Origin of the sequence: Asticcacaulis sp. DW145 (genome assembly GCF_037101385.1) — a bacterium.
Classification (GTDB): Bacteria; Pseudomonadota; Alphaproteobacteria; order Caulobacterales; family Caulobacteraceae; genus Asticcacaulis; species Asticcacaulis currens.
The window spans coordinates 1,434,692-1,451,065 of sequence record NZ_AP029024.1 but is presented as its reverse complement, the minus strand read 5'-3'; the positions used below and the strand labels follow the sequence as shown (position 1 = coordinate 1,451,065).

General features: G+C 62.0%; 19 protein-coding genes and 1 pseudogene. 17 read left to right on the top strand and 3 right to left on the bottom strand.

Going from position 1 to position 16,374, the window contains the following annotated elements:
• Positions 1–26 precede the first annotated feature (26 nt).
• The 6 genes and pseudogenes from fliM to AACH73_RS06640 all read left to right on the top strand — a co-directional run.
• Complete coding sequence (gene fliM / locus AACH73_RS06665) at positions 27–1,193, top strand: flagellar motor switch protein FliM (RefSeq protein ID WP_272742171.1); 1,167 nt, start codon at positions 27–29, stop codon at positions 1,191–1,193.
• 9 nt (positions 1,194–1,202) lie between these two features.
• Positions 1,203–2,105, top strand: coding sequence for a DUF6468 domain-containing protein (locus AACH73_RS06660; RefSeq protein WP_338734371.1), 903 nt, complete (start codon positions 1,203–1,205; stop codon positions 2,103–2,105).
• Between the two features lie 93 nt (positions 2,106–2,198).
• A complete protein-coding gene (locus tag AACH73_RS06655; RefSeq protein ID WP_338734369.1) occupies positions 2,199–3,065 on the top strand; it encodes a hypothetical protein in 867 nt (288 codons plus the stop codon).
• Between the two features lie 341 nt (positions 3,066–3,406).
• The gene (locus AACH73_RS06650; RefSeq protein WP_338734367.1) at positions 3,407–6,427 is read left to right on the top strand and encodes a tetratricopeptide repeat protein; all 3,021 of its coding nucleotides are present in this window, start codon (positions 3,407–3,409) and stop codon (positions 6,425–6,427) included.
• Complete coding sequence (locus AACH73_RS06645) at positions 6,424–6,543, top strand: NADAR family protein (protein WP_272742167.1); 120 nt, start codon at positions 6,424–6,426, stop codon at positions 6,541–6,543. Before AACH73_RS06650 ends, AACH73_RS06645 begins: the two co-directional genes overlap by 4 nt.
• A gap of 15 nt (positions 6,544–6,558) precedes the next feature.
• Positions 6,559–6,855, top strand: a pseudogene (locus tag AACH73_RS06640) (NADAR family protein); the annotation flags it as partial.
• Here the strand turns inward: AACH73_RS06640 and AACH73_RS06635 are convergent.
• Entirely contained in the window at positions 6,856–7,494 is a 639-nt protein-coding gene (locus AACH73_RS06635; protein ID WP_272742166.1) for a thioredoxin domain-containing protein, read from the bottom strand.
• A gap of 454 nt (positions 7,495–7,948) precedes the next feature.
• Between AACH73_RS06635 and AACH73_RS06630 the strand changes: the two genes are divergently transcribed.
• The 5 genes from AACH73_RS06630 to AACH73_RS06610 all read left to right on the top strand — a co-directional run bounded on the left by AACH73_RS06630 (position 7,949) and on the right by AACH73_RS06610 (position 11,587).
• On the top strand, positions 7,949–8,830 hold the full coding sequence (locus AACH73_RS06630; RefSeq protein WP_272742165.1) for an SPFH domain-containing protein: 882 nt from the start codon (positions 7,949–7,951) through the stop codon (positions 8,828–8,830).
• 209 nt (positions 8,831–9,039) lie between these two features.
• Positions 9,040–9,957 (top strand): hypothetical protein, encoded by a 918-nt coding sequence (locus AACH73_RS06625; RefSeq protein WP_272742164.1) that lies wholly within the window; start codon positions 9,040–9,042, stop codon positions 9,955–9,957.
• A 50-nt stretch (positions 9,958–10,007) separates the two neighbouring features.
• Positions 10,008–10,991, top strand: coding sequence for a nucleoside hydrolase (locus AACH73_RS06620; RefSeq protein ID WP_338734362.1), 984 nt, complete (start codon positions 10,008–10,010; stop codon positions 10,989–10,991).
• Positions 10,992–11,042: 51 nt separating this feature from the next.
• The gene (locus tag AACH73_RS06615; protein ID WP_272742162.1) at positions 11,043–11,303 is read left to right on the top strand and encodes a type II toxin-antitoxin system ParD family antitoxin; all 261 of its coding nucleotides are present in this window, start codon (positions 11,043–11,045) and stop codon (positions 11,301–11,303) included.
• Positions 11,303–11,587 carry a type II toxin-antitoxin system RelE/ParE family toxin gene (locus tag AACH73_RS06610; RefSeq protein WP_338734361.1) on the top strand — a complete coding sequence of 95 codons (285 nt, stop codon included), beginning with the start codon at positions 11,303–11,305 and terminating at the stop codon, positions 11,585–11,587. The genes AACH73_RS06615 and AACH73_RS06610 overlap by 1 nt, the downstream gene beginning before the upstream one ends.
• Positions 11,588–11,613: 26 nt before the next feature.
• On the opposite strand, the gene fliP is transcribed toward AACH73_RS06610, so the two are convergent.
• Both fliP and AACH73_RS06600 read right to left on the bottom strand, forming a co-directional pair.
• Complete coding sequence (fliP, locus tag AACH73_RS06605; protein ID WP_338734360.1) at positions 11,614–12,420, bottom strand: flagellar type III secretion system pore protein FliP; 807 nt, start codon at positions 12,418–12,420, stop codon at positions 11,614–11,616.
• Positions 12,420–12,740, bottom strand: a complete 321-nt coding sequence (locus AACH73_RS06600) for a flagellar biosynthetic protein FliO (RefSeq protein WP_272742160.1) — start codon at positions 12,738–12,740, stop codon at positions 12,420–12,422. The genes fliP and AACH73_RS06600 overlap by 1 nt, the downstream gene beginning before the upstream one ends.
• Positions 12,741–12,876: 136 nt before the next feature.
• Here AACH73_RS06600 and flgB point away from each other — a divergent pair, with 136 nt between their 5' ends.
• The 6 genes from flgB to flhB all read left to right on the top strand — a co-directional run bounded on the left by flgB (position 12,877) and on the right by flhB (position 16,333).
• Positions 12,877–13,290, top strand: coding sequence for a flagellar basal body rod protein FlgB (flgB, locus tag AACH73_RS06595; protein ID WP_272742159.1), 414 nt, complete (start codon positions 12,877–12,879; stop codon positions 13,288–13,290).
• 16 nt (positions 13,291–13,306) lie between these two features.
• Positions 13,307–13,729, top strand: a complete 423-nt coding sequence (gene flgC, locus AACH73_RS06590) for a flagellar basal body rod protein FlgC (RefSeq protein WP_272742158.1) — start codon at positions 13,307–13,309, stop codon at positions 13,727–13,729.
• Positions 13,730–13,740: 11 nt separating this feature from the next.
• A complete protein-coding gene (locus AACH73_RS06585; RefSeq protein WP_272742157.1) occupies positions 13,741–14,049 on the top strand; it encodes a flagellar hook-basal body complex protein FliE in 309 nt (102 codons plus the stop codon).
• A 103-nt stretch (positions 14,050–14,152) separates the two neighbouring features.
• Complete coding sequence (gene fliQ, locus AACH73_RS06580; RefSeq protein WP_107870319.1) at positions 14,153–14,416, top strand: flagellar biosynthesis protein FliQ; 264 nt, start codon at positions 14,153–14,155, stop codon at positions 14,414–14,416.
• 42 nt (positions 14,417–14,458) lie between these two features.
• Positions 14,459–15,265 (top strand): flagellar biosynthetic protein FliR, encoded by an 807-nt coding sequence (gene fliR / locus AACH73_RS06575; RefSeq protein ID WP_338734358.1) that lies wholly within the window; start codon positions 14,459–14,461, stop codon positions 15,263–15,265.
• Positions 15,266–16,333: a flagellar biosynthesis protein FlhB gene (gene flhB, locus AACH73_RS06570; protein WP_338734357.1), complete on the top strand. Its 1,068-nt coding sequence runs from the start codon at positions 15,266–15,268 to the stop codon at positions 16,331–16,333.
• Positions 16,334–16,374 lie beyond the last annotated feature (41 nt).

Sequence of the window (16,374 nt, the reverse complement as noted above, 5' to 3'; positions counted from 1 at the left end):
AGGTAAGAGTCGGGAAGCAGGAGTTCATGGCGGAAGTCGATCAGGAAGCCTTGATGGCCCAGTGGGAGGCCGAGCTGGCCGCCGAGGCCGAGGCGGCGACCTCCGGCGGTGGCGGCGACGGCGGTGCGGGCGATCTGGCGGCCGAGTGGGAGGCCATGGTTGGCGGCGGCGGCGGCGACTCGCGCATGGCCTCGCCCACCGGTGCCGAACGCATCCTCAATCAGGACGAAATCGACAGCCTGCTGGGCTTTGACCTCAGCGACGACGACTACAATGAGCGGTCGGGCATCCGCGCCATCATCAATTCGGCGATGGTGTCCTATGAACGCCTGCCGATGCTGGAAATCGTCTTCGACCGACTTGTGCGCCTGATGACGACCTCCTTACGGAATTTCACCTCCGACAACGTCGAAGTGTCGCTGGATAATATTTCGTCTATCCGTTTCGGCGACTACCTCAACTCGATCCCGCTTCCGGCCATTCTGGCCGTGTTCCGTGCCGAAGAGCTGGATAATTACGGGCTTCTGACGGTCGATTCCAACCTGATCTATTCGATTGTGGACGTGCTTCTGGGCGGGCGTCGCGGCACGGCGGCCCTGCGTATCGAAGGCCGTCCCTACACCACGATCGAGCGTGTGCTGGTCCAGCGCATGGTCGAGGTGATCCTGCACGACGCCAAGATGGCGTTTGAACCGCTGACGCCGGTCAATTTCAATCTGGACCGTCTGGAAACCAATCCGCGTTTTGCCGCCATTGCGCGTCCGGCCAATGCCGCCATTCTGGTCAAGCTGCGCATTGACATGGAAGACCGCGGTGGCCGCGTCGAGCTTCTGCTGCCCTATGCGACGCTGGAACCCATCCGCAAGATGCTGCTTCAGCAGTTCATGGGCGAAAAGTTCGGCCGCGATAATATCTGGGAAAGCCACCTGGCCACCGAACTGTGGACGACTCAGATGGAAGTACGCGCTGTGCTCGACGAACAGCAGATGCCGCTGTCTGAGGTCTTGAACTTGAAGGTAGGTGAGACCATCGTGCTCAATGCAACGGCTGATTCTCCCATCGAGCTGAGGTGCGGTACGATTCCGCTGACCAATGGCAAGATGGGGCGCAAAGGCCATAATATCGCTGTCCGCGTCGAACACCCGCTGGCGGCCTCCACCAAACGCCGATTGACGCAGATCAGGAAGAAGTAATCCGTCACCATGCCCGCCGCCGCCGGACTGATCATGGATATGGTCCTTATGGGCCTGCTGCTGGTGGCCCTGTGGTACGGCATGCGCCTCAATGCGCGCCTGAAGGCGCTGCGCAACGGGCAGGACAGCTTCATCAAGGCGGTCGCCGAACTGGATCAGGCCGCCATCAAGGCCCACGCCTCCCTGCGCGAACTGCACACCAATGCCGATGAATCGCAGGAACTGCTGCACGGGCGCATTCTGGCGGCGCGCGACCTGTTGTCGAAGCTGGAAAGCCAGATCAGCCGCGCCGAACGTGCCCGCCGCGATCTCGAAGAGGTAAATGTCGCCCCGGTTACGCGCATCGTCGAACCCGAGCCGGAACCGCCTCTGTCGGTCGCGCGCACGGCGCAACGGGACACCTGGGCCGGGGCGCGCGGTGCCGAAGGACGTCAGACCTATGCCGGACGCGGCCGTCCCGCCTATGAGGACGATGACGCCGTCGATGAAGGCCTTAACCTGCCGCTTTCGGGGCGTCTGCGCGACATGAATGATCGCCTGTCGCGCGGTCAGCGCTCCGAAACGCCGCCTGCATCGCGCCCGGAGGCCGATGAAGAGGCCGCCGTCAGCGCCATCGGGCTGGAAGCGATTAACGAAATGTTGAGAGCGTTCGCCGATCCTGAGGACCGGCAACCCCAGCGTCCGGCCACCCGTGCTCCAACGGAGGCCCCGCCGCTACGCAATGAAGGCCGCAGAAGCGCGCCGCCCGTTTCCCGTCCTGACTCTCTGCGGCTGTCGCGTACGCGGCTGCCGTCGGCGCTTGATGACGAACTGTTCGACGGAGGCCTTACCGCTGAGCCGGACAGGCCCGCACCTGAAGCCGCAGAGGCGGCCCCCAAACCCGCGCGCCCCCTGTTCCGGCGGCTGCGTTGACCCAAGCACATTCCGAAACGGAGTTCGGCGAAGCCAAAAGGTGAAGCGGTTTTCGGATTCAAATGCGCGCTAAAGCAAAAGTCTGAGTAAGTAATGGCCAATAATCTTCGCCTCCTGCCGCTGATCGCCGTTGCCGTCGGCGGCGTTATCGCCGTCCGGGCCGTCGGTTCCATCGAGGCCATGCCGGCCTTCCTCAAGAGCGCCACCGCCTGGGCCGAGGCCCCGAAGGTCGATGGCGCGGCGAAGACCGCCGAGGCGAAGGATAAGTCCAGGGGAAAGGCCGAAAAGGCGACCTCTGCCGATGATACGGCAGCCGATGCGGCGGAGGCGGCTGCCGATTCGCCGTCTGGCGACGACAAGGCCCTGTCGGTGCTGGATACGGCTCAGCCCGCCGCCGCTACGGCCAAGGCGGCCCCGGTCTGCGCCACCTCGGTCGATGATCTGGCCAAGCAGGCGGGCATGTCCCCCTCGGAGTTGAAGGTCATTCAGGCCCTGGCGCAGCGTCGCGCCGAACTGGACGCCCGCGAAAAGCAGATGGCGACGCAGGAGCAACTGATCGCCGCCGCCGAAAGCAAGCTCGATGGCCGAATCAAGCAACTGGGCGACCTCAAGACCCAGGTGCAGGCCCTGCTCGATCAGGCCAACAAGACCGGCGACGAAGACGTGGCGCGCATGGTCAAGGTCTATGAATCCATGAAGCCGAAGGACGCCGCTAAGGTCATGGAAACGCTCAAGGACGAGGTACGCCTGCCGATCGCCGCCAAGATGAAGGAGCGCAATCTCGCCGCTGTTCTGGCGCAGATGCAGCCGGACAAGGCGCGCGATCTGACCGAAAAGCTGGCGCAGCGGATGAAGCGCGCCGATGATCTGCAAAACCGTCTCGATAAGGTAAATGCCGCCGGTGGGGCCGCTGCGCCCGCGCCGGCCAAACCCGCCGCGCAGGCCCCGGCGAAAAAGTAACCGGTGCCGTATGGCCTCCGGCGGGCTTTATTTGCCTCCGGCGGGCAGGGGCACGGCCGCTGCACCCGACTATTATACCTCCCCAGTTTACTGGGGAGGGGGACCGCACGAGCCTGATGAGCGTAGCGAAATCAGGTAAGATGTGGTGGTGGGGGCTTTGGGACGTTCCGGTGCGACCGTTAACCTTATGCAGCGTGTCCCCCTTTCTTTTTTTGCGCTCCGCGCAGCGATTTACCATCGGTTACCCGACAAACTGACGGATCATTGACTCCAAAAATCAATCTTCGTTACCCTGTCGTTAACCGTGCCTTAAGCCCAATCAGGGCAAGGATTCGAGCGTCATGACGCGCCCACCTCACGACCTGTCACGGCTGAAAGCCGCGCTGAACGCGGAAACGCAGATGCGTTACCCGTCGCGCGGGGCCGCGTCTGCGGGATTCACGGTGCGCAACATCCGCTTTGCCGCCGCGGCGGTCGCCCTGACCGGGCTGGGGGCCGCCGGTCTGGCCGTATCGGCACCTCTGGCCGATCAGGTGGCCGCCGCTCTCGCTTCCAAAAGTGAAATCGACCTGCGCGTCGGGCGCAATGGGGGCGTCAGCCGCGTCGAACTCTATGGCTCCGTCGGGTCGCGCGCCTCGGTGCGCAGCGACAAGGGGCAGGTGATCATCCGCCTGCCGGGACAAAAGACGCCTGATATTGGCGATTTGCGCGTCAATCCGCCGACGGGCATCAAGCTCGTGGAGATGCGCCGCGACGCCCGGGCCAGCGAAATCGTCCTGACCCTCGACGATGGGGCCAAGGCGCGTTTCGGCCGGTCCGACGGGGCGGTCTTCGTGCAGATCGACAGCAAGGACGATCACGGCGAAGCGGCACAGGTTCTGAAAACCGTGGCTGCCGAAGACCGCAAGGACGGCGAATTGCCGCCGACCCCGGCCACCGAAACCAAGGCCAGGGTCGCCGTGCCCGTTGTCGCGCTCAAACAGGTGCGCGTTCAGGATGGGGTGCAACTCGATTTTCCCTTCCCCGAAGTCACCGGAGCGGCCGTCTTTCGCCGCGGTGAAGCCGTGTGGATGGTGTTTGACCGCGAGGTCGATTTCCGTCTGCCGGCGGGCCTGAAAGACGGCAGCGTCGTCACCGAGGCCAACTGGGTCAAGAATGACGGCTTCACCGCCCTGCGGCTGGTGGCCCCGTCGGCGGCGGGCCTGTCGGTCGATACAGAAGGGGCGACCTGGCGCGTGCGGGTCGGCGGGCGTCCGCTGACCGCCGAAGCCAGTGAGGTCGCGGTCAAGCGCGACGACACCACCGGCTCACCCACCCTGACCCTCAATCTGGCCGGGGCCAAGCGCGTGGCGTGGATTCGTGACCCCATGGTCGGCGACCGCATCGCCGTTATTCCCGCGCCCGGTCCGGCCAAGGCTGTGCGCGACGATCGCACAACGCTTCAGGCCTCCATCGGGGCCACGGCGCAAGGCGTGATGGTCGAGCGCATGACGCCCGACATTCTGGTCACGGTCGAAGGCGATCGCGTGGCGGTCACGCGCCCCGGCGGTCTGCTGTTGTCGTCCAACGGCGAAGGGGTGCAGAAACCCGACCGCGCGGGTTTTAAGCCCGCCCTGTTCCCGACCCTGCCTGACCCGTCGTGGAGCCAGATGCCGGCGGACGGTTTCCTCAAGACCTATAACCGCCTTCAGGAGGCCGCCGCCGAGGAGCAGGGGGCCGGGGCCGAAGGGCCCTATGCCGCACGCCTTGATCTGGCGCGTTTTCTGATCGGGCAGGGGATGAATTTCGAGGCGCAGGGCGTGCTTGATCTTCTGACCAAAAACAACCCGCGCAGCCTTGGCGATCCGCAGGTGCGCGGTCTCAAGGTGGTGGCCAAGGTGATGGCCGGACGTTTGTCCGATGCCCAGGTCGATCTGGACTCCTCGGCCCTGCAAAACGATCCGGCGGCCAATCTGTGGCGCGGCTATATCGCCGAACGCGGTCGTCACTACGAAGAGGCGCGCAAGGCCTTTGCCGAGGGCGTATCGGCTATGGAGGGTTTTGCGCCCGAATGGCGCACGCGCTTTGCCACGGCCAATGCCCGCGCCGCTCTGGCGCTGAAAGATACCACGACGGCCTGGGACCTGATCGTTTATGCGGCCTCGCAGGACGTGCCACCGCTCGACCGGCTGGAGGCGCAGCTTGTGCAGGCCGAAATCATCGAGGCGCAGGGCGACAAGGCGCGCGCCTATCGCGTCTATGCCGCCATCTCCAAGGCGACCTCAGACCGCATCAACACACCGGCGCAACTGCGCGCGGCGCGTCTGAAGCTGGAACTGGGCGAAGCCAAGCCCGATGCGACGCTGCAACTGCTCAGTTCCTTGCGCTTCCGCTGGCGTGGCGACGAGACGGAGCTTGAAACCATCCGCACCATGGCCGACATCTACCTCACCCAGGGCCGCTATCGCGAGGCCCTCGAGGTGCTACGCGGGGCGGGGAGTTCCTTCTTCAACCGGCCCGATGCGGTTGATATCAATCAGAAACTTACCACCGCCTTCCGCAGTCTGTTTCTGGAGGGTATGGCTGATGGCCTGCAACCCATCGAAGCCCTTGGCCTTTATTTTGATTTCAGGGACCTGACGCCGGTCGGGGCCGACGGCGATGCCATGGTGCGGCGCATGGTCCGCCGTCTGGTCGAGGTCGATCTTCTGTCTCAGGCCGCCGACCTGCTGCAATATCAGATCGACAATCGCCTTCAGGGCGTTGCCAAGGCGCAGATGGCGGCCGATCTGGCGGCCATTCACCTGATGAACCGTCAGCCCGAAAAGGCGCTTCAGGCCATCTGGAAAACGCGCAACACCCTCTTGCCCAAGCCCGTCCTGACCGAGCGTCGCGTGCTGGAGGCGCGGGCGCTGAACGAATTGAACCGCCCCGATCACGCACTGGAGGTGCTGAGCACCGACATGTCGCCCGAAGCGCTGGATGTGCGCGCCGACATACTGTGGCGGCAAAAGGACTGGGCGAAGGCCGGGGCGCTGCTGGAGCGGCGTCTGGGCGACCGCTGGAAGAAGGACGGCGCGCTGGCCATCGGCGAAGAGGCCAATCTGATCCGCGCCGGGGTGGCCTACAGTCTGGCAAGTGACCAGAAATCGCTGGACCGCCTGTTGCAGCGCTTTGGCAAATACGCCGATACGGCCCAGAATGGCGATGCGGTGCGCGTGGCTCTGGCCGGTCTGGATAACGGGCCGCTGCGCGCCTCGGACTTTGCCACCGCGGCCGCCCAGACCGATAGCTTCACCGCCTGGGTCGCGGCCATGAAGCAGAAGTTCCGCACGCAGAATGCGCCACCCGCGCCTGCGGCCCCGGCCCCCAAGACGGCATGACGATCTGGTTTTATGGGCAGACGGATGCCTACGCCGAATTTTCCAACTTCTCGCCGCACGGCTTCCAGATGGAGGGTGTGTGGTGGCCGACAGTGGAGCACTATTTCCAGGCTTAGAAGTTTGTCGATCCAGACTATCGTGCGCGCATAGCCAAGGCCTCGACGCCTAAGATGGCCAAATCAATGGGGCAGTCTCGGGCTTTTCGATTGTGGCCGGACTGGGATGAACGGCGTGACATGGTCATGCTGGCCGCACTGAGGCAAAAGTTTTCGACGCATTACAAGCTCAAGGCCCTGCTCCTGTCCACGGGAGATGAGGAACTGGCGGAGGCGTCGCCCCATGATTTCTACTGGGGTATCGGCGGAGACGGCAGCGGTCAGAACCGTCTGGGTCAATTGCTGATGCAAGTCAGGGCAGAGTTAAGGTAGCTATTTCTTCAGCAGCGGGTCGATTTGCGCCGAAAGCTCGTCGATCTCATAGCGGTTAAGCTGAACCGTCTTGCCATTGATCAGGAAGGTCGGCGTGCCGGTGACGCCGTCTTTCAGCGCCTGCTGGTTCAACTCATTGAGGGCATTCAGTCCCGCCGGATCGGTGACGCAGCGGTTAAAGTCGGCCTCGCTCAGGCCCGCCGATTGTGCGATACGCAGCAGGACCGGGCGGGCATTGGCGTACTGTTCCGGCGCGCCGCCCTGATCCATTTCCGGCTGAGCGCGCATGATCGCGTCGATCACTGTCAGGGCCTTGTCGCGCGACACGCAGTTGGCCAGCATGTGCCCTGCAGCCGCGACCGCCGCATTGCCGGTCATCATGGGGCGATAGACATAGCGCACCTTGCCCGTTTCGACATATTTGCTTTTGAAAGCGGGCATCATCTTTTCATTGACCTGCGCGCAGATGGGGCAGGCCACAGAGGCGTATTCGACCACGGTTACCGGCGCGTCGGCCTTGCCTTCGCTCAGTTCATCGACCTTGATGGCCCCCTTTGACCCGGACTGACCACAGGCGGCCAGGCCCAGCATCAGGAGTGCCGCCACCGTCAGGCGCAGAGCGGAAAAGGTTTTGGTCATGAGGGCCCCCAAAGGTGCAACGGGTGTGTTTTGCCCTTTATCCATGATGAAAATGGCGGCGAAAGTGTGTCATGCGTCTCCCCTGATCACATCCGCGTTATCGTTGTCCGGATTCGCTTTGTGGCAAAGCTGTGACCCTGTAATATATCCACATTCTCCGGTGTAACGGAGTGTAACCAACGCAAAGGTCAAGGATCGCCAAACAAAAAGCATAGCCGCTCTGAACAGATGCGCGGCCCCTGAATGAAGATGGACAGGCTGGATTTGATTTATCTTACGCCTCCGTCTGCTAGTCGAAATCTCGGCCCAGCCCATATTTGCTTTACTTGCGATCAAGCCCCGAAACCCAGACGATGCCACCCCTTTTTCAGGGCGCGTATCCTTTTGTCTTTAAACCCGCTCTCAATCCTGGAAAGGACGGATCGCGCCGGCTACCGGCGGACCGCAAACGCTTATGAATCTGAATAATCTGAACTCCGTGCCTAAACTTCCGGCCCGCTGGAAGGTCTATGCGCCTCTGGGTGCCGTGGCGCTTTTGACGCTCATCGGTCTCGCCTCGTGCGGTCAGACGATCCAGCCCGGCAATGTCGGCGTGAAGATCCGCACGCTGGGCCCCAATGCCGGGGTGGACAAGGCCGCCCTGCCGTCGGGCTGGCACCTCAACCTGATCGGGGAGCGTATCATCGAATTCCCGGCCATTCAGCGCACCTATACCTATACGCGCGAAAAGGATGAGCGCGGCCCGGAAAACGAGGAGATCAACTTCTCGGACAACAACGCCCTGCCCATGACGGCGGACGTGCAGCTTGTCATGCGCATCGACGCGGGCAAAGCGCCAGAGCTTTACAAGCGTTATCGCCTGACCTTTGATCAGATGTTCGAAGGCCCGATCCGCAACGATGTGCGTTCGGCCATTGCGGCGGAAACCGAGCTGGTCAGTGTCGAGTTCCTCTATCGCGGCGGTCGTCAGCAGGTGATCCAGAAGGCGCTGGCCCGCGTCAACCGCAAGTGGGAGCCGCAGGGCGTCAATATCAGTCAGCTCGACTGGATCGGCACCATTCGCTACCCGCAAGTGATCCTTGATTCGATTCAGGCCAAGACCAAGGCCGACGCCGACGCGGCCGCCGCTCAGGCGCAGGTCGCCGTGGCCAAGGCGCAGGCCGATGCCAGGATCGAAGAGGCCCGCGGTCAGGCCGAGGCCAACCGCCTGATTGCCCAGTCGATCGCCGCCAGCCCCGGCGTGGTGCAGCTTCGCGCCATCGAAAAGTGGGACGGCAAACTGCCTCAGGTGACGGGTTCGGCCACGCCGTTCATCGACCTGAAAAAGGCGGATTAACTGTACTCAAAGCGGAAGGGCCTCTTTGGGATCATTCCGCTCAAGCCGCCAGTGAGGCGGTGGCCAGGGTGGCGGTGCCGCCGTCGGCGAGGGTCAAAAGATAATCCAGATCATTATGTTTCCGTCGGAAACCCTGATGATCCGGAGAGGGGCCTTGCGTCCCTCTCCATTTGCGCTAGGTTTGAAACCTCTGAAAGGGAGGGGGTATTATGAAACTTTCCATTGATTTTGCCTTTGCGGGCATCGAAATCATCAAGAAGAACCCGCTGGCGGTGCTGGTCTGGGGGCTGGTCTATCTGGCGGTCAGTGTGGTGTCGTCGCTGGTTCTGGTCGTGATGGCAGGTCCGGCCCTGACGGCGCTCCAAAACTATCGGACCACGCCTGATGCCGACCCTATGCAGGTGTTCGGCTATATGGGCAATCTGGCTCCGGCCTACCTGATTCTCATTGTGCTGGGTCTGGTCGTCGCGGCCATCATCCAGTGCGCGGTGTTCCGCAGCCAGTTGCAGCCGGGTGAGGGCGGTTTTGCCTCTTTAAAACTGGGGGGCGATGAGTTACGTCAGATAGCGGTCGGGATCTTGTGGGCGCTGGCCTTCTTTCTCTTCTATATCGTGTTCGGCATTGCGCTGGCCATACTGATCGGGATTGTTTCCATCGTGGGCCAGTTCAGCGAGATTGTGGCCGGTATACTGATCTTTCTGCTGGTCGTTGGGGGCATTGGTGCCTTTCTGTACATCATCAGCCGCTGGTCGCTGGCGGCGGTACAGTCTTTTGCGGAGAAGAAGATCAATATTTTCGGCAGCTTCAAACTGACCAAGGGGCAGGGCTGGAAGCTGCTGGGCGGCTATCTGCTGCTGGGGCTGGTGATGATCGTCATTGCGATTATCGTCTATTGCCTGATCTTCGCCCTGATGATCGGGACGAGCGGGGGCTGGACGCAGGCCATCACCCAGATGAGCCGCCCCGACTTCAGTTCGCTCAGTGCCCTTCTGACTCCGATGTATCTGGTACAGACCCTCGTAAGCGGTCTGCTGATGGGCGGCTTCTACGCGCTGATCTATGGCGCCTCGGCAGCAGCCTACCGTGCCCTAAGTGACAAGGGTACGCAGTCGGTTGACGTGTTCTGACCTTGATGTGACGGCGGTCGGACGATAGGCTCTGAGCAAAGGAGCCTTTCATGTTCGACCGTCGCACCCTGCTCTTATCGTCTCTGGCCCTGTCGGTGGCAGGGCCTGTGGCCGCCGGGACGCCCAAGCCTGTGTCGGTTATTTTCCATACCGACATCGGCGGCGATGTCGATGACACCTTCGCGCTCTTATACCTTCTGCGGCGGCCGGAACTGGCGCTCAAACTGGTGGCGACCGATGCGGGCAGCCCGCAGTACAAGGCCCGCCTGACGGCCAAACTGCTCACCCTGGCCGGGCGCAGCGACGTGGCCATCGCCATGGGCCGTCCGAAGGGCGAGGAGACGGGCGCACAGGCCGAATGGCTGGGGGATTACACGCTCGCTTCCTATCGTGGTGTGGTACGCAAGGACGCCGCTCAGGCCATGATCGACACGGTGATGGCCTCACCCGATCCGGTGACCATTATCAGTGTTGGCCCGGCCACCGAACTGGCCGAAGCCTTGCGCCGCGAGCCGCAACTGGCCCGGAAAGCGCGCTTTATCGGCATGTTTGGCTCGGTTCGTATCGGCTATAAGGGCGTTGCGCCGGCCGATGCCGAATATAATGTCAAGGTCGATCCGGCGGCGCTGCGCACCATCTTCGAAGCCGACTGGCTCGGCTGTTCGATCACGCCGCTCGATACCTGCGGTCTGGTGACGCTGGACGGGGCGGACTGGCAAAAGCTGTGGCATAGCCGTGATCCCTTCGCCGTGGCCTGTATCGAAAACAGCAAGGTCTGGCTGCCCAATGCGCCGTGGATGGCCAAGGACTTCGACCTGACGCAGCAAAGCTCGGTGCAATTCGACGCTGTGGCGGTTGAAATGGCCTTTGATGAGTCGAAACTGGCGATGGAGACCCTGCCGCTCCGCGTGACGGATGAGGGGATGACCCTGATCGACCCCGCCAAGGGTCGCCCGGTACGCGTGGCGACGCAGTGGAAGGACCTGCCCGGCTTCAAACGGCAACTGGTCGGGGGCCTGACGCGTGGCGCTTGAGAGCAGCGGCGAGCGATGTTACTATCAGTTAGTAACAGATAGGAACCTGCTATGCCGACCTCGGTTGCTCTCAGTCCGCATTTCGAAGCCTTTATCAAGGCGCAGATCGCCACCGGCCGCTACAACAATGTCAGCGAGGTGATCCGCGAAGGCCTGCGCCTGCTGGAAGACCGCGAGCTGGAGAAACAGCGTCAACGCGAAGCCCTGCGCGCCGAGATTGCCAAAGGGATGGAGGGCGAAGGTGTTGACTTGGACGCAGCCTTCGCTCAGGTGCGCACACATATCGATGCCGTTAGCCGAAAAGCGGGCTGATGAAGGTCATTCTCTCGCCCCGCGCTCTGAGTGACCTGATGGATATTGCGGGTTACATAGCCGCAGATAACCCACGCCGCGCGGTGAGCTTTACAGATGAGATTGAGGTCCTTTGCCGCAAGTTGGGCGATATGCCGTCGGCAGGCCTGCTCCTCGACGAAGAGTCAGGCGTGCATCGCGTCACCCATGCCCGTTATAATATCTATTACCGCATCAATATGGATCATGTGCGTATCCTGCGCATCCTGCACGGCGCGCGGCAAGTCGGTGAAGACGATATCTGACAGGCGCCGGCCGATAAGACCGTCGCCTATCCCCCCGCGCCACCGGCCTTGGTGAAACTTTCGACCAGCGAGCCGCACACCAGCCGCCAGCCATCGACCAGCACGAAGAAGATCAGCTTGAACGGCAGGGAAACCACCACCGGCGGCAGCATCATCATCCCCATACTCATCAGCACCGAGGCGACCACCAGATCGATCACCAGAAACGGGATGAACAGAAGAAAGCCAATCAGAAACGCCGTCTTCAGTTCCGAGATCATAAAGGCCGGGGTGATGACCGTGATCGGCAGGTCCATATTGTCCTTGGGCTTTTCGACCTTGGACAGGCGGATAAACAGGTTGAGATCGCCGGCATTGACCTGAGACAGCATAAAGGTCTTGACCGGTTCGGAGGCCGCATCGAAGGCCTGCGGCATTTCCATTTCCTGATCCATCAGGGGACGGATACCGGCGTCATAGGCCGCCTGATAGGTCGGGGCCATCACCACCGCCGACAGGAACATGGCCAGCGAGATCAGAACCGCATTGGGCGGGCTCTGTTGCAGGCCTAGCGCCGTTCTGAGGAGGGACAGCACCACCACGATGCGGATAAAGGAGGTGGTCATGATGACGATGGACGGTGCCAGCGACAGGACGGTCAAAAGCCCCAGCATCTGCACGACGCGCGCCGTCAGCGTGCCGCCTTGCCCCAGGTCGAGATTGACCGACTGCGCCAGCACGTCGCCGGGGAAGATCATCAGGGCGAAACCGAGAATGCCGCCCAGCAGGGTCACGGCATAGTCGCGTTTGCGCATCGGTTTGCCGAACTGGCGAAAGAGGTCGGGCATGGCCATTACGACACCGAACGGCTTACGGTGGGGGCGGGGGCCGGTTTGGGCTTGGGTGCTGGCAGTTGCCGCGGCTCGATCAGCTCCTGACCTTCGCCCAGCAGCAGCAGGCGTTCCTCGTCATCGACGCGCACCAGCACCAGACGGCGCGCCGGATCAAGCACAAGGGTTTCGACCACGCTCAGGCGGCGCTCTCCGCGCTCCCCCTGAAAGCGCGCCAGCAGTTGCGGAGCGTAGCGACGTAAGCCATAGGCGAGGCCCAGTACCAGCCCCAGAACGATGGCCAGCGCGAAGGCCGCCCGCAACAGACTTAAAAAGACATCCATCGGGCCAATCCCTCCATCCGCGATCGTCCCCCGATATGTGTTGCAAGGTCTTAAAGTCCCATTAACTAACAGGGGGGCATATTTTGCCTGCCGCTCTGCATAGGCTGAGTCGCAGCGGACAGGTAAGGCATCGCGCATGAGCACGGAAAATATCGGCCTCCTCGGGGCCCTGAAGCAAAAGATGACCTGGCTGGGTCAGCGCCAGAAGCTGGTGGCGCAGAACGTGGCCAACGCCTCGACGCCCGGCTTCAAACCGCGCGACCTCAAATCGCTCGACTTCGCGGCGGTCCTCAAGGGGCAGCAGGAGCAGACGGGGCTGGGCCTCAGTCTGACCAATGCCGGGCATATGAATGTCGAAGGCGGCGGGAGTTTCGCCCCCAAGGCGGTGGTTTCGCCGGACTCCGAAACCACCATGGACGGCAATTCGGTCGTGCTCGAAGAACAGATGCTCAAAATGGCCGAGAGCCGCATGCAGTATGAGGCGGCTCTGGGCTTTTACCAGAAGTCTCTGGGCCTAATCCGCATGGCGGGCAAGGCACCGGGTAGATAAAGGCTAAGGGCGCATCATGCCGATCAACAAAACCACAGACACCCATCCCACCCTTTCGGTCGCCGCCAGCGCGCTCAGGGCGCAGCAGGCGCGGATGCGGATTATCGCGGAAAACATCGCCAATGCCGACTCGCTGGCCAAGACCCCCGGCGGTGACCCGTACCGCGGTCAGATTCCGGTGTTCGAAGCGACCAAAATCGACGGGGCCATGGGGGTGAAGCTGGCCTCGGTTCGCCCGGACTCCAAACCCTTTCCGGAAGAGTACGACCCCAGCCACCCGGCCGCCGATGCGCGCGGCTATGTCAAACGGCCGAACGTCGAAAGCCTTGTCCAAAGCATGGACATGCGCGACGCCCAGCGGGCCTATGAGGCGAATCTCAATGTCATCGAGACGACTCGCTCTATGGAGCAGAAGACGCTCGATATTCTGAAGCGTTAGAGGCTCGATAAATGAACCCCATGCTCGTCGCCAAGGCCTACGGGGCCGTTCAGAAGCAGGTCTCCGGCCTGCACGAAGAGGGCTCGCGCACGCACGACGTGGGGGCGGCTTTTTCCAAGGTCCTCAACGGGGCCATGGAACAGACCATGAAGTCCACCCAGAATGCCGAGTCGCAGATGATCGCGCATTCGCAAGGCAAGGCCGAGCTGATTGACGCCGTGACCGCTGTGGCTTCGGCGGAAGCCTCTCTGGAAAGCGTCATCGCCATCCGCGATCAGGTCATCAGCGCCTATCAGGAAATCCTGAGAATGCCGATTTGAAAATTGTGGCCAGCTCTCCATTAACGCCAAATTAACCACGTTGTCGGCAAAATCTGCCCAGCGGATCGGTGGGGTCCGTGGTTTAAGTGTAGGGCGATTTCTCATGACCGGTACAGAAGTTCTCAGCGTCGGGCGCGACGCCATCTGGCTGACTATTCAGTTGTGCGCACCGGTTCTGATCGTCGGCCTCATCGTCGGTGTGGTTATCGGCCTGTTTCAGGCCCTGACCCAGATTCAGGAACAGACCCTGATCTACGCCCCCAAGATTATCGCCGTCTTCGTGACACTGCTGCTGGTCCTGCCGCTGATGGGGGCGCTTCTGTCGGGCTTTATGAAAGAAATCGCCACCAAGATCGCAGGCATCTGACGCGCTGTCTGAGCGGCAAGAATCGCGTCATAGGTGGCGGTTATGATCCCCGTTACGCCCGCTCCGGATTTCCCGACCGAAGTCACCTCCTTCTTCGGTACGTCACAGGTGGTGTTCACCGCCATGCTGATATTTGTGCGCGTGGGGTCGGTCGCCATACTCATTCCGGGGCTGGGGGATCAGGCGGTGCCGCCGCGTATGCGCCTGTCGTTTGCCTTTGTCTTCACCCTGATGCTGGTGCCGGTGGTGCAGTCGCAAATGCCTGCCCTGCCGCCGAAACTCGGGGCCATGGCCGGGCTGATCATCCATGAGGCGGTGATTGGCCTGATGCTGGGGATGCTGATGCGCACTTTTCTGGGGGCACTGGCCATTGCGGGGGAGGTCGTGTCGCTGCAAACCACCCTGTCCTTTGCCCAGACCGCCAACCCTGCGCAGGCCCAGCCCTCAACCTCGATCGGCACTTTTCTGGCCATGCTGGGCCTGGTGCTGATCTATGCCACCAATCTGCACCACCTGTTCATCGCCGGGATGCGCGACTCCTACTGGGTGTTTCCACCGATGCGCCCGGTCATGGTCGGCGATGCGACGCAACTGATGATCCGCACGGTAGGCGATACCTTCATGCTGGCCATCCAGATGACGACGCCCATTCTGGTGTTCGGCCTGATTATCAATATCGCGGCCGGCTTTATCGGACGCATCATGCCGGCCTTTCCCATCTTCTTCGCGGTCACCCCGGTCAGCGTTCTGCTGGGGCTGGCCATCTTCGCCCTCAGTCTGGGCGGCACCGGTCTGGTCTTCCTTCAGCACTATGAGGAATTCCTGCGCCTCTTCGTCAGGGGGGCGTAGATGGCCGAAGAAGGCGAAGACAAGACAGAAGAGGCCTCGGCCCGAAAACTCGAAGAGGCGCGAAAAAAGGGCGATGTCGCCAAATCCAGCGACATCCCTCAGGCCCTGTCGCTGATCGCGGCCTGCGCGCTGGTCATGCTCTATGGTGACAAGATCGCCCTGTCGCTGACCGAGACCTTAAGGGTCTTCATTGCCGCGCCGCATCTGTTGCGCGACTCGCTGTTGGGCGATGGCGGGCTCAGCATTGCCCACCATCTGATGGGGCAGGTCCTGCCCATTATCGCCCTGATCCTGCTGGTGGCCGGTGCCGCCGGGGCCATAGGCAGTCTGGCCCAGACCGGGCTGATGTTCACCACCGAAAAGCTGAAACCCGACTTTTCCAAACTCAACCCCATGGCCGGGTTCAAGCGTCTGTTTGGCGTCGATGCACTGATCCAGTTTGCCAAGACGGTGATCAAGCTGATTGCCGTCGGCGTCATTACCTGGATGATCCTGAAAGGGCGCGCGGTCGATGTGGCAGGCCTTGCCGGGGCGTCGCCGCTGATGGTGCTGCCCTATGCCAAGGAGGTCTTCTTCTCTCTGGCGGTGGCGGTGTGTCTGTTCATGCTGCTGGAAGGCGGGGCCGACTATTTCATCCAGAAATTCCGCTTTGCGCAGCGCATGAAGATGTCGAAGACGGAATTGAAGGACGAATACAAGCAGACCGAAGGCGACCCGCACGTCAAGGGCCGCCTGAAACAGATCCGCATGGAAAAATCGCGCAAACGCATGATGGCCAATGTGCCCAAGGCGACGGTGGTGATCACCAACCCGACCCACTACGCCGTGGCGCTGCGCTATGATGAGGAAACGCCGGCACCGATGTGCGTGGCCAAGGGGGTGGACACGCTGGCCTTGAAAATCCGGGAAGTGGCGGGGGAGCACGAGATCGCCATTGTCGAAGACCCGCCGCTGGCGCGCGCCCTCTATGCGGCGATCGACGTCGATGAGATCATCCCCGAAGCGCATTTTCAGGCCGTGGCCAAGATCATCTCCTTCGTCATGGTGCGCAAGCGACGGGGATTTTAGAGCGCTTGCCGAAAACTGTGACGCCCTTTTCGGATAAAAAA

What these genes read in the sequence shown, in the direction of transcription:
- fliM (WP_272742171.1), top strand. Translation starts at nt 27, where the DNA reads ATGGCGGAAGTCGATCAGGAAGCCTTGATGGCCCAGTGGGAGGCCGAG.
- AACH73_RS06660 (WP_338734371.1), top strand. Translation starts at nt 1,203, where the DNA reads ATGCCCGCCGCCGCCGGACTGATCATGGATATGGTCCTTATGGGCCTG.
- AACH73_RS06655 (WP_338734369.1), top strand. Translation starts at nt 2,199, where the DNA reads ATGGCCAATAATCTTCGCCTCCTGCCGCTGATCGCCGTTGCCGTCGGC.
- AACH73_RS06650 (WP_338734367.1), top strand. Translation starts at nt 3,407, where the DNA reads ATGACGCGCCCACCTCACGACCTGTCACGGCTGAAAGCCGCGCTGAAC.
- AACH73_RS06645 (WP_272742167.1), top strand. Translation starts at nt 6,424, where the DNA reads ATGACGATCTGGTTTTATGGGCAGACGGATGCCTACGCCGAATTTTCC.
- AACH73_RS06635 (WP_272742166.1), bottom strand. Translation starts at nt 7,494, where the DNA reads ATGACCAAAACCTTTTCCGCTCTGCGCCTGACGGTGGCGGCACTCCTG.
- AACH73_RS06630 (WP_272742165.1), top strand. Translation starts at nt 7,949, where the DNA reads ATGAATCTGAATAATCTGAACTCCGTGCCTAAACTTCCGGCCCGCTGG.
- AACH73_RS06625 (WP_272742164.1), top strand. Translation starts at nt 9,040, where the DNA reads ATGAAACTTTCCATTGATTTTGCCTTTGCGGGCATCGAAATCATCAAG.
- AACH73_RS06620 (WP_338734362.1), top strand. Translation starts at nt 10,008, where the DNA reads ATGTTCGACCGTCGCACCCTGCTCTTATCGTCTCTGGCCCTGTCGGTG.
- AACH73_RS06615 (WP_272742162.1), top strand. Translation starts at nt 11,043, where the DNA reads ATGCCGACCTCGGTTGCTCTCAGTCCGCATTTCGAAGCCTTTATCAAG.
- AACH73_RS06610 (WP_338734361.1), top strand. Translation starts at nt 11,303, where the DNA reads ATGAAGGTCATTCTCTCGCCCCGCGCTCTGAGTGACCTGATGGATATT.
- fliP (WP_338734360.1), bottom strand. Translation starts at nt 12,420, where the DNA reads ATGGCCATGCCCGACCTCTTTCGCCAGTTCGGCAAACCGATGCGCAAA.
- AACH73_RS06600 (WP_272742160.1), bottom strand. Translation starts at nt 12,740, where the DNA reads ATGGATGTCTTTTTAAGTCTGTTGCGGGCGGCCTTCGCGCTGGCCATC.
- flgB (WP_272742159.1), top strand. Translation starts at nt 12,877, where the DNA reads ATGAGCACGGAAAATATCGGCCTCCTCGGGGCCCTGAAGCAAAAGATG.
- flgC (WP_272742158.1), top strand. Translation starts at nt 13,307, where the DNA reads ATGCCGATCAACAAAACCACAGACACCCATCCCACCCTTTCGGTCGCC.
- AACH73_RS06585 (WP_272742157.1), top strand. Translation starts at nt 13,741, where the DNA reads ATGAACCCCATGCTCGTCGCCAAGGCCTACGGGGCCGTTCAGAAGCAG.
- fliQ (WP_107870319.1), top strand. Translation starts at nt 14,153, where the DNA reads ATGACCGGTACAGAAGTTCTCAGCGTCGGGCGCGACGCCATCTGGCTG.
- fliR (WP_338734358.1), top strand. Translation starts at nt 14,459, where the DNA reads ATGATCCCCGTTACGCCCGCTCCGGATTTCCCGACCGAAGTCACCTCC.
- flhB (WP_338734357.1), top strand. Translation starts at nt 15,266, where the DNA reads ATGGCCGAAGAAGGCGAAGACAAGACAGAAGAGGCCTCGGCCCGAAAA.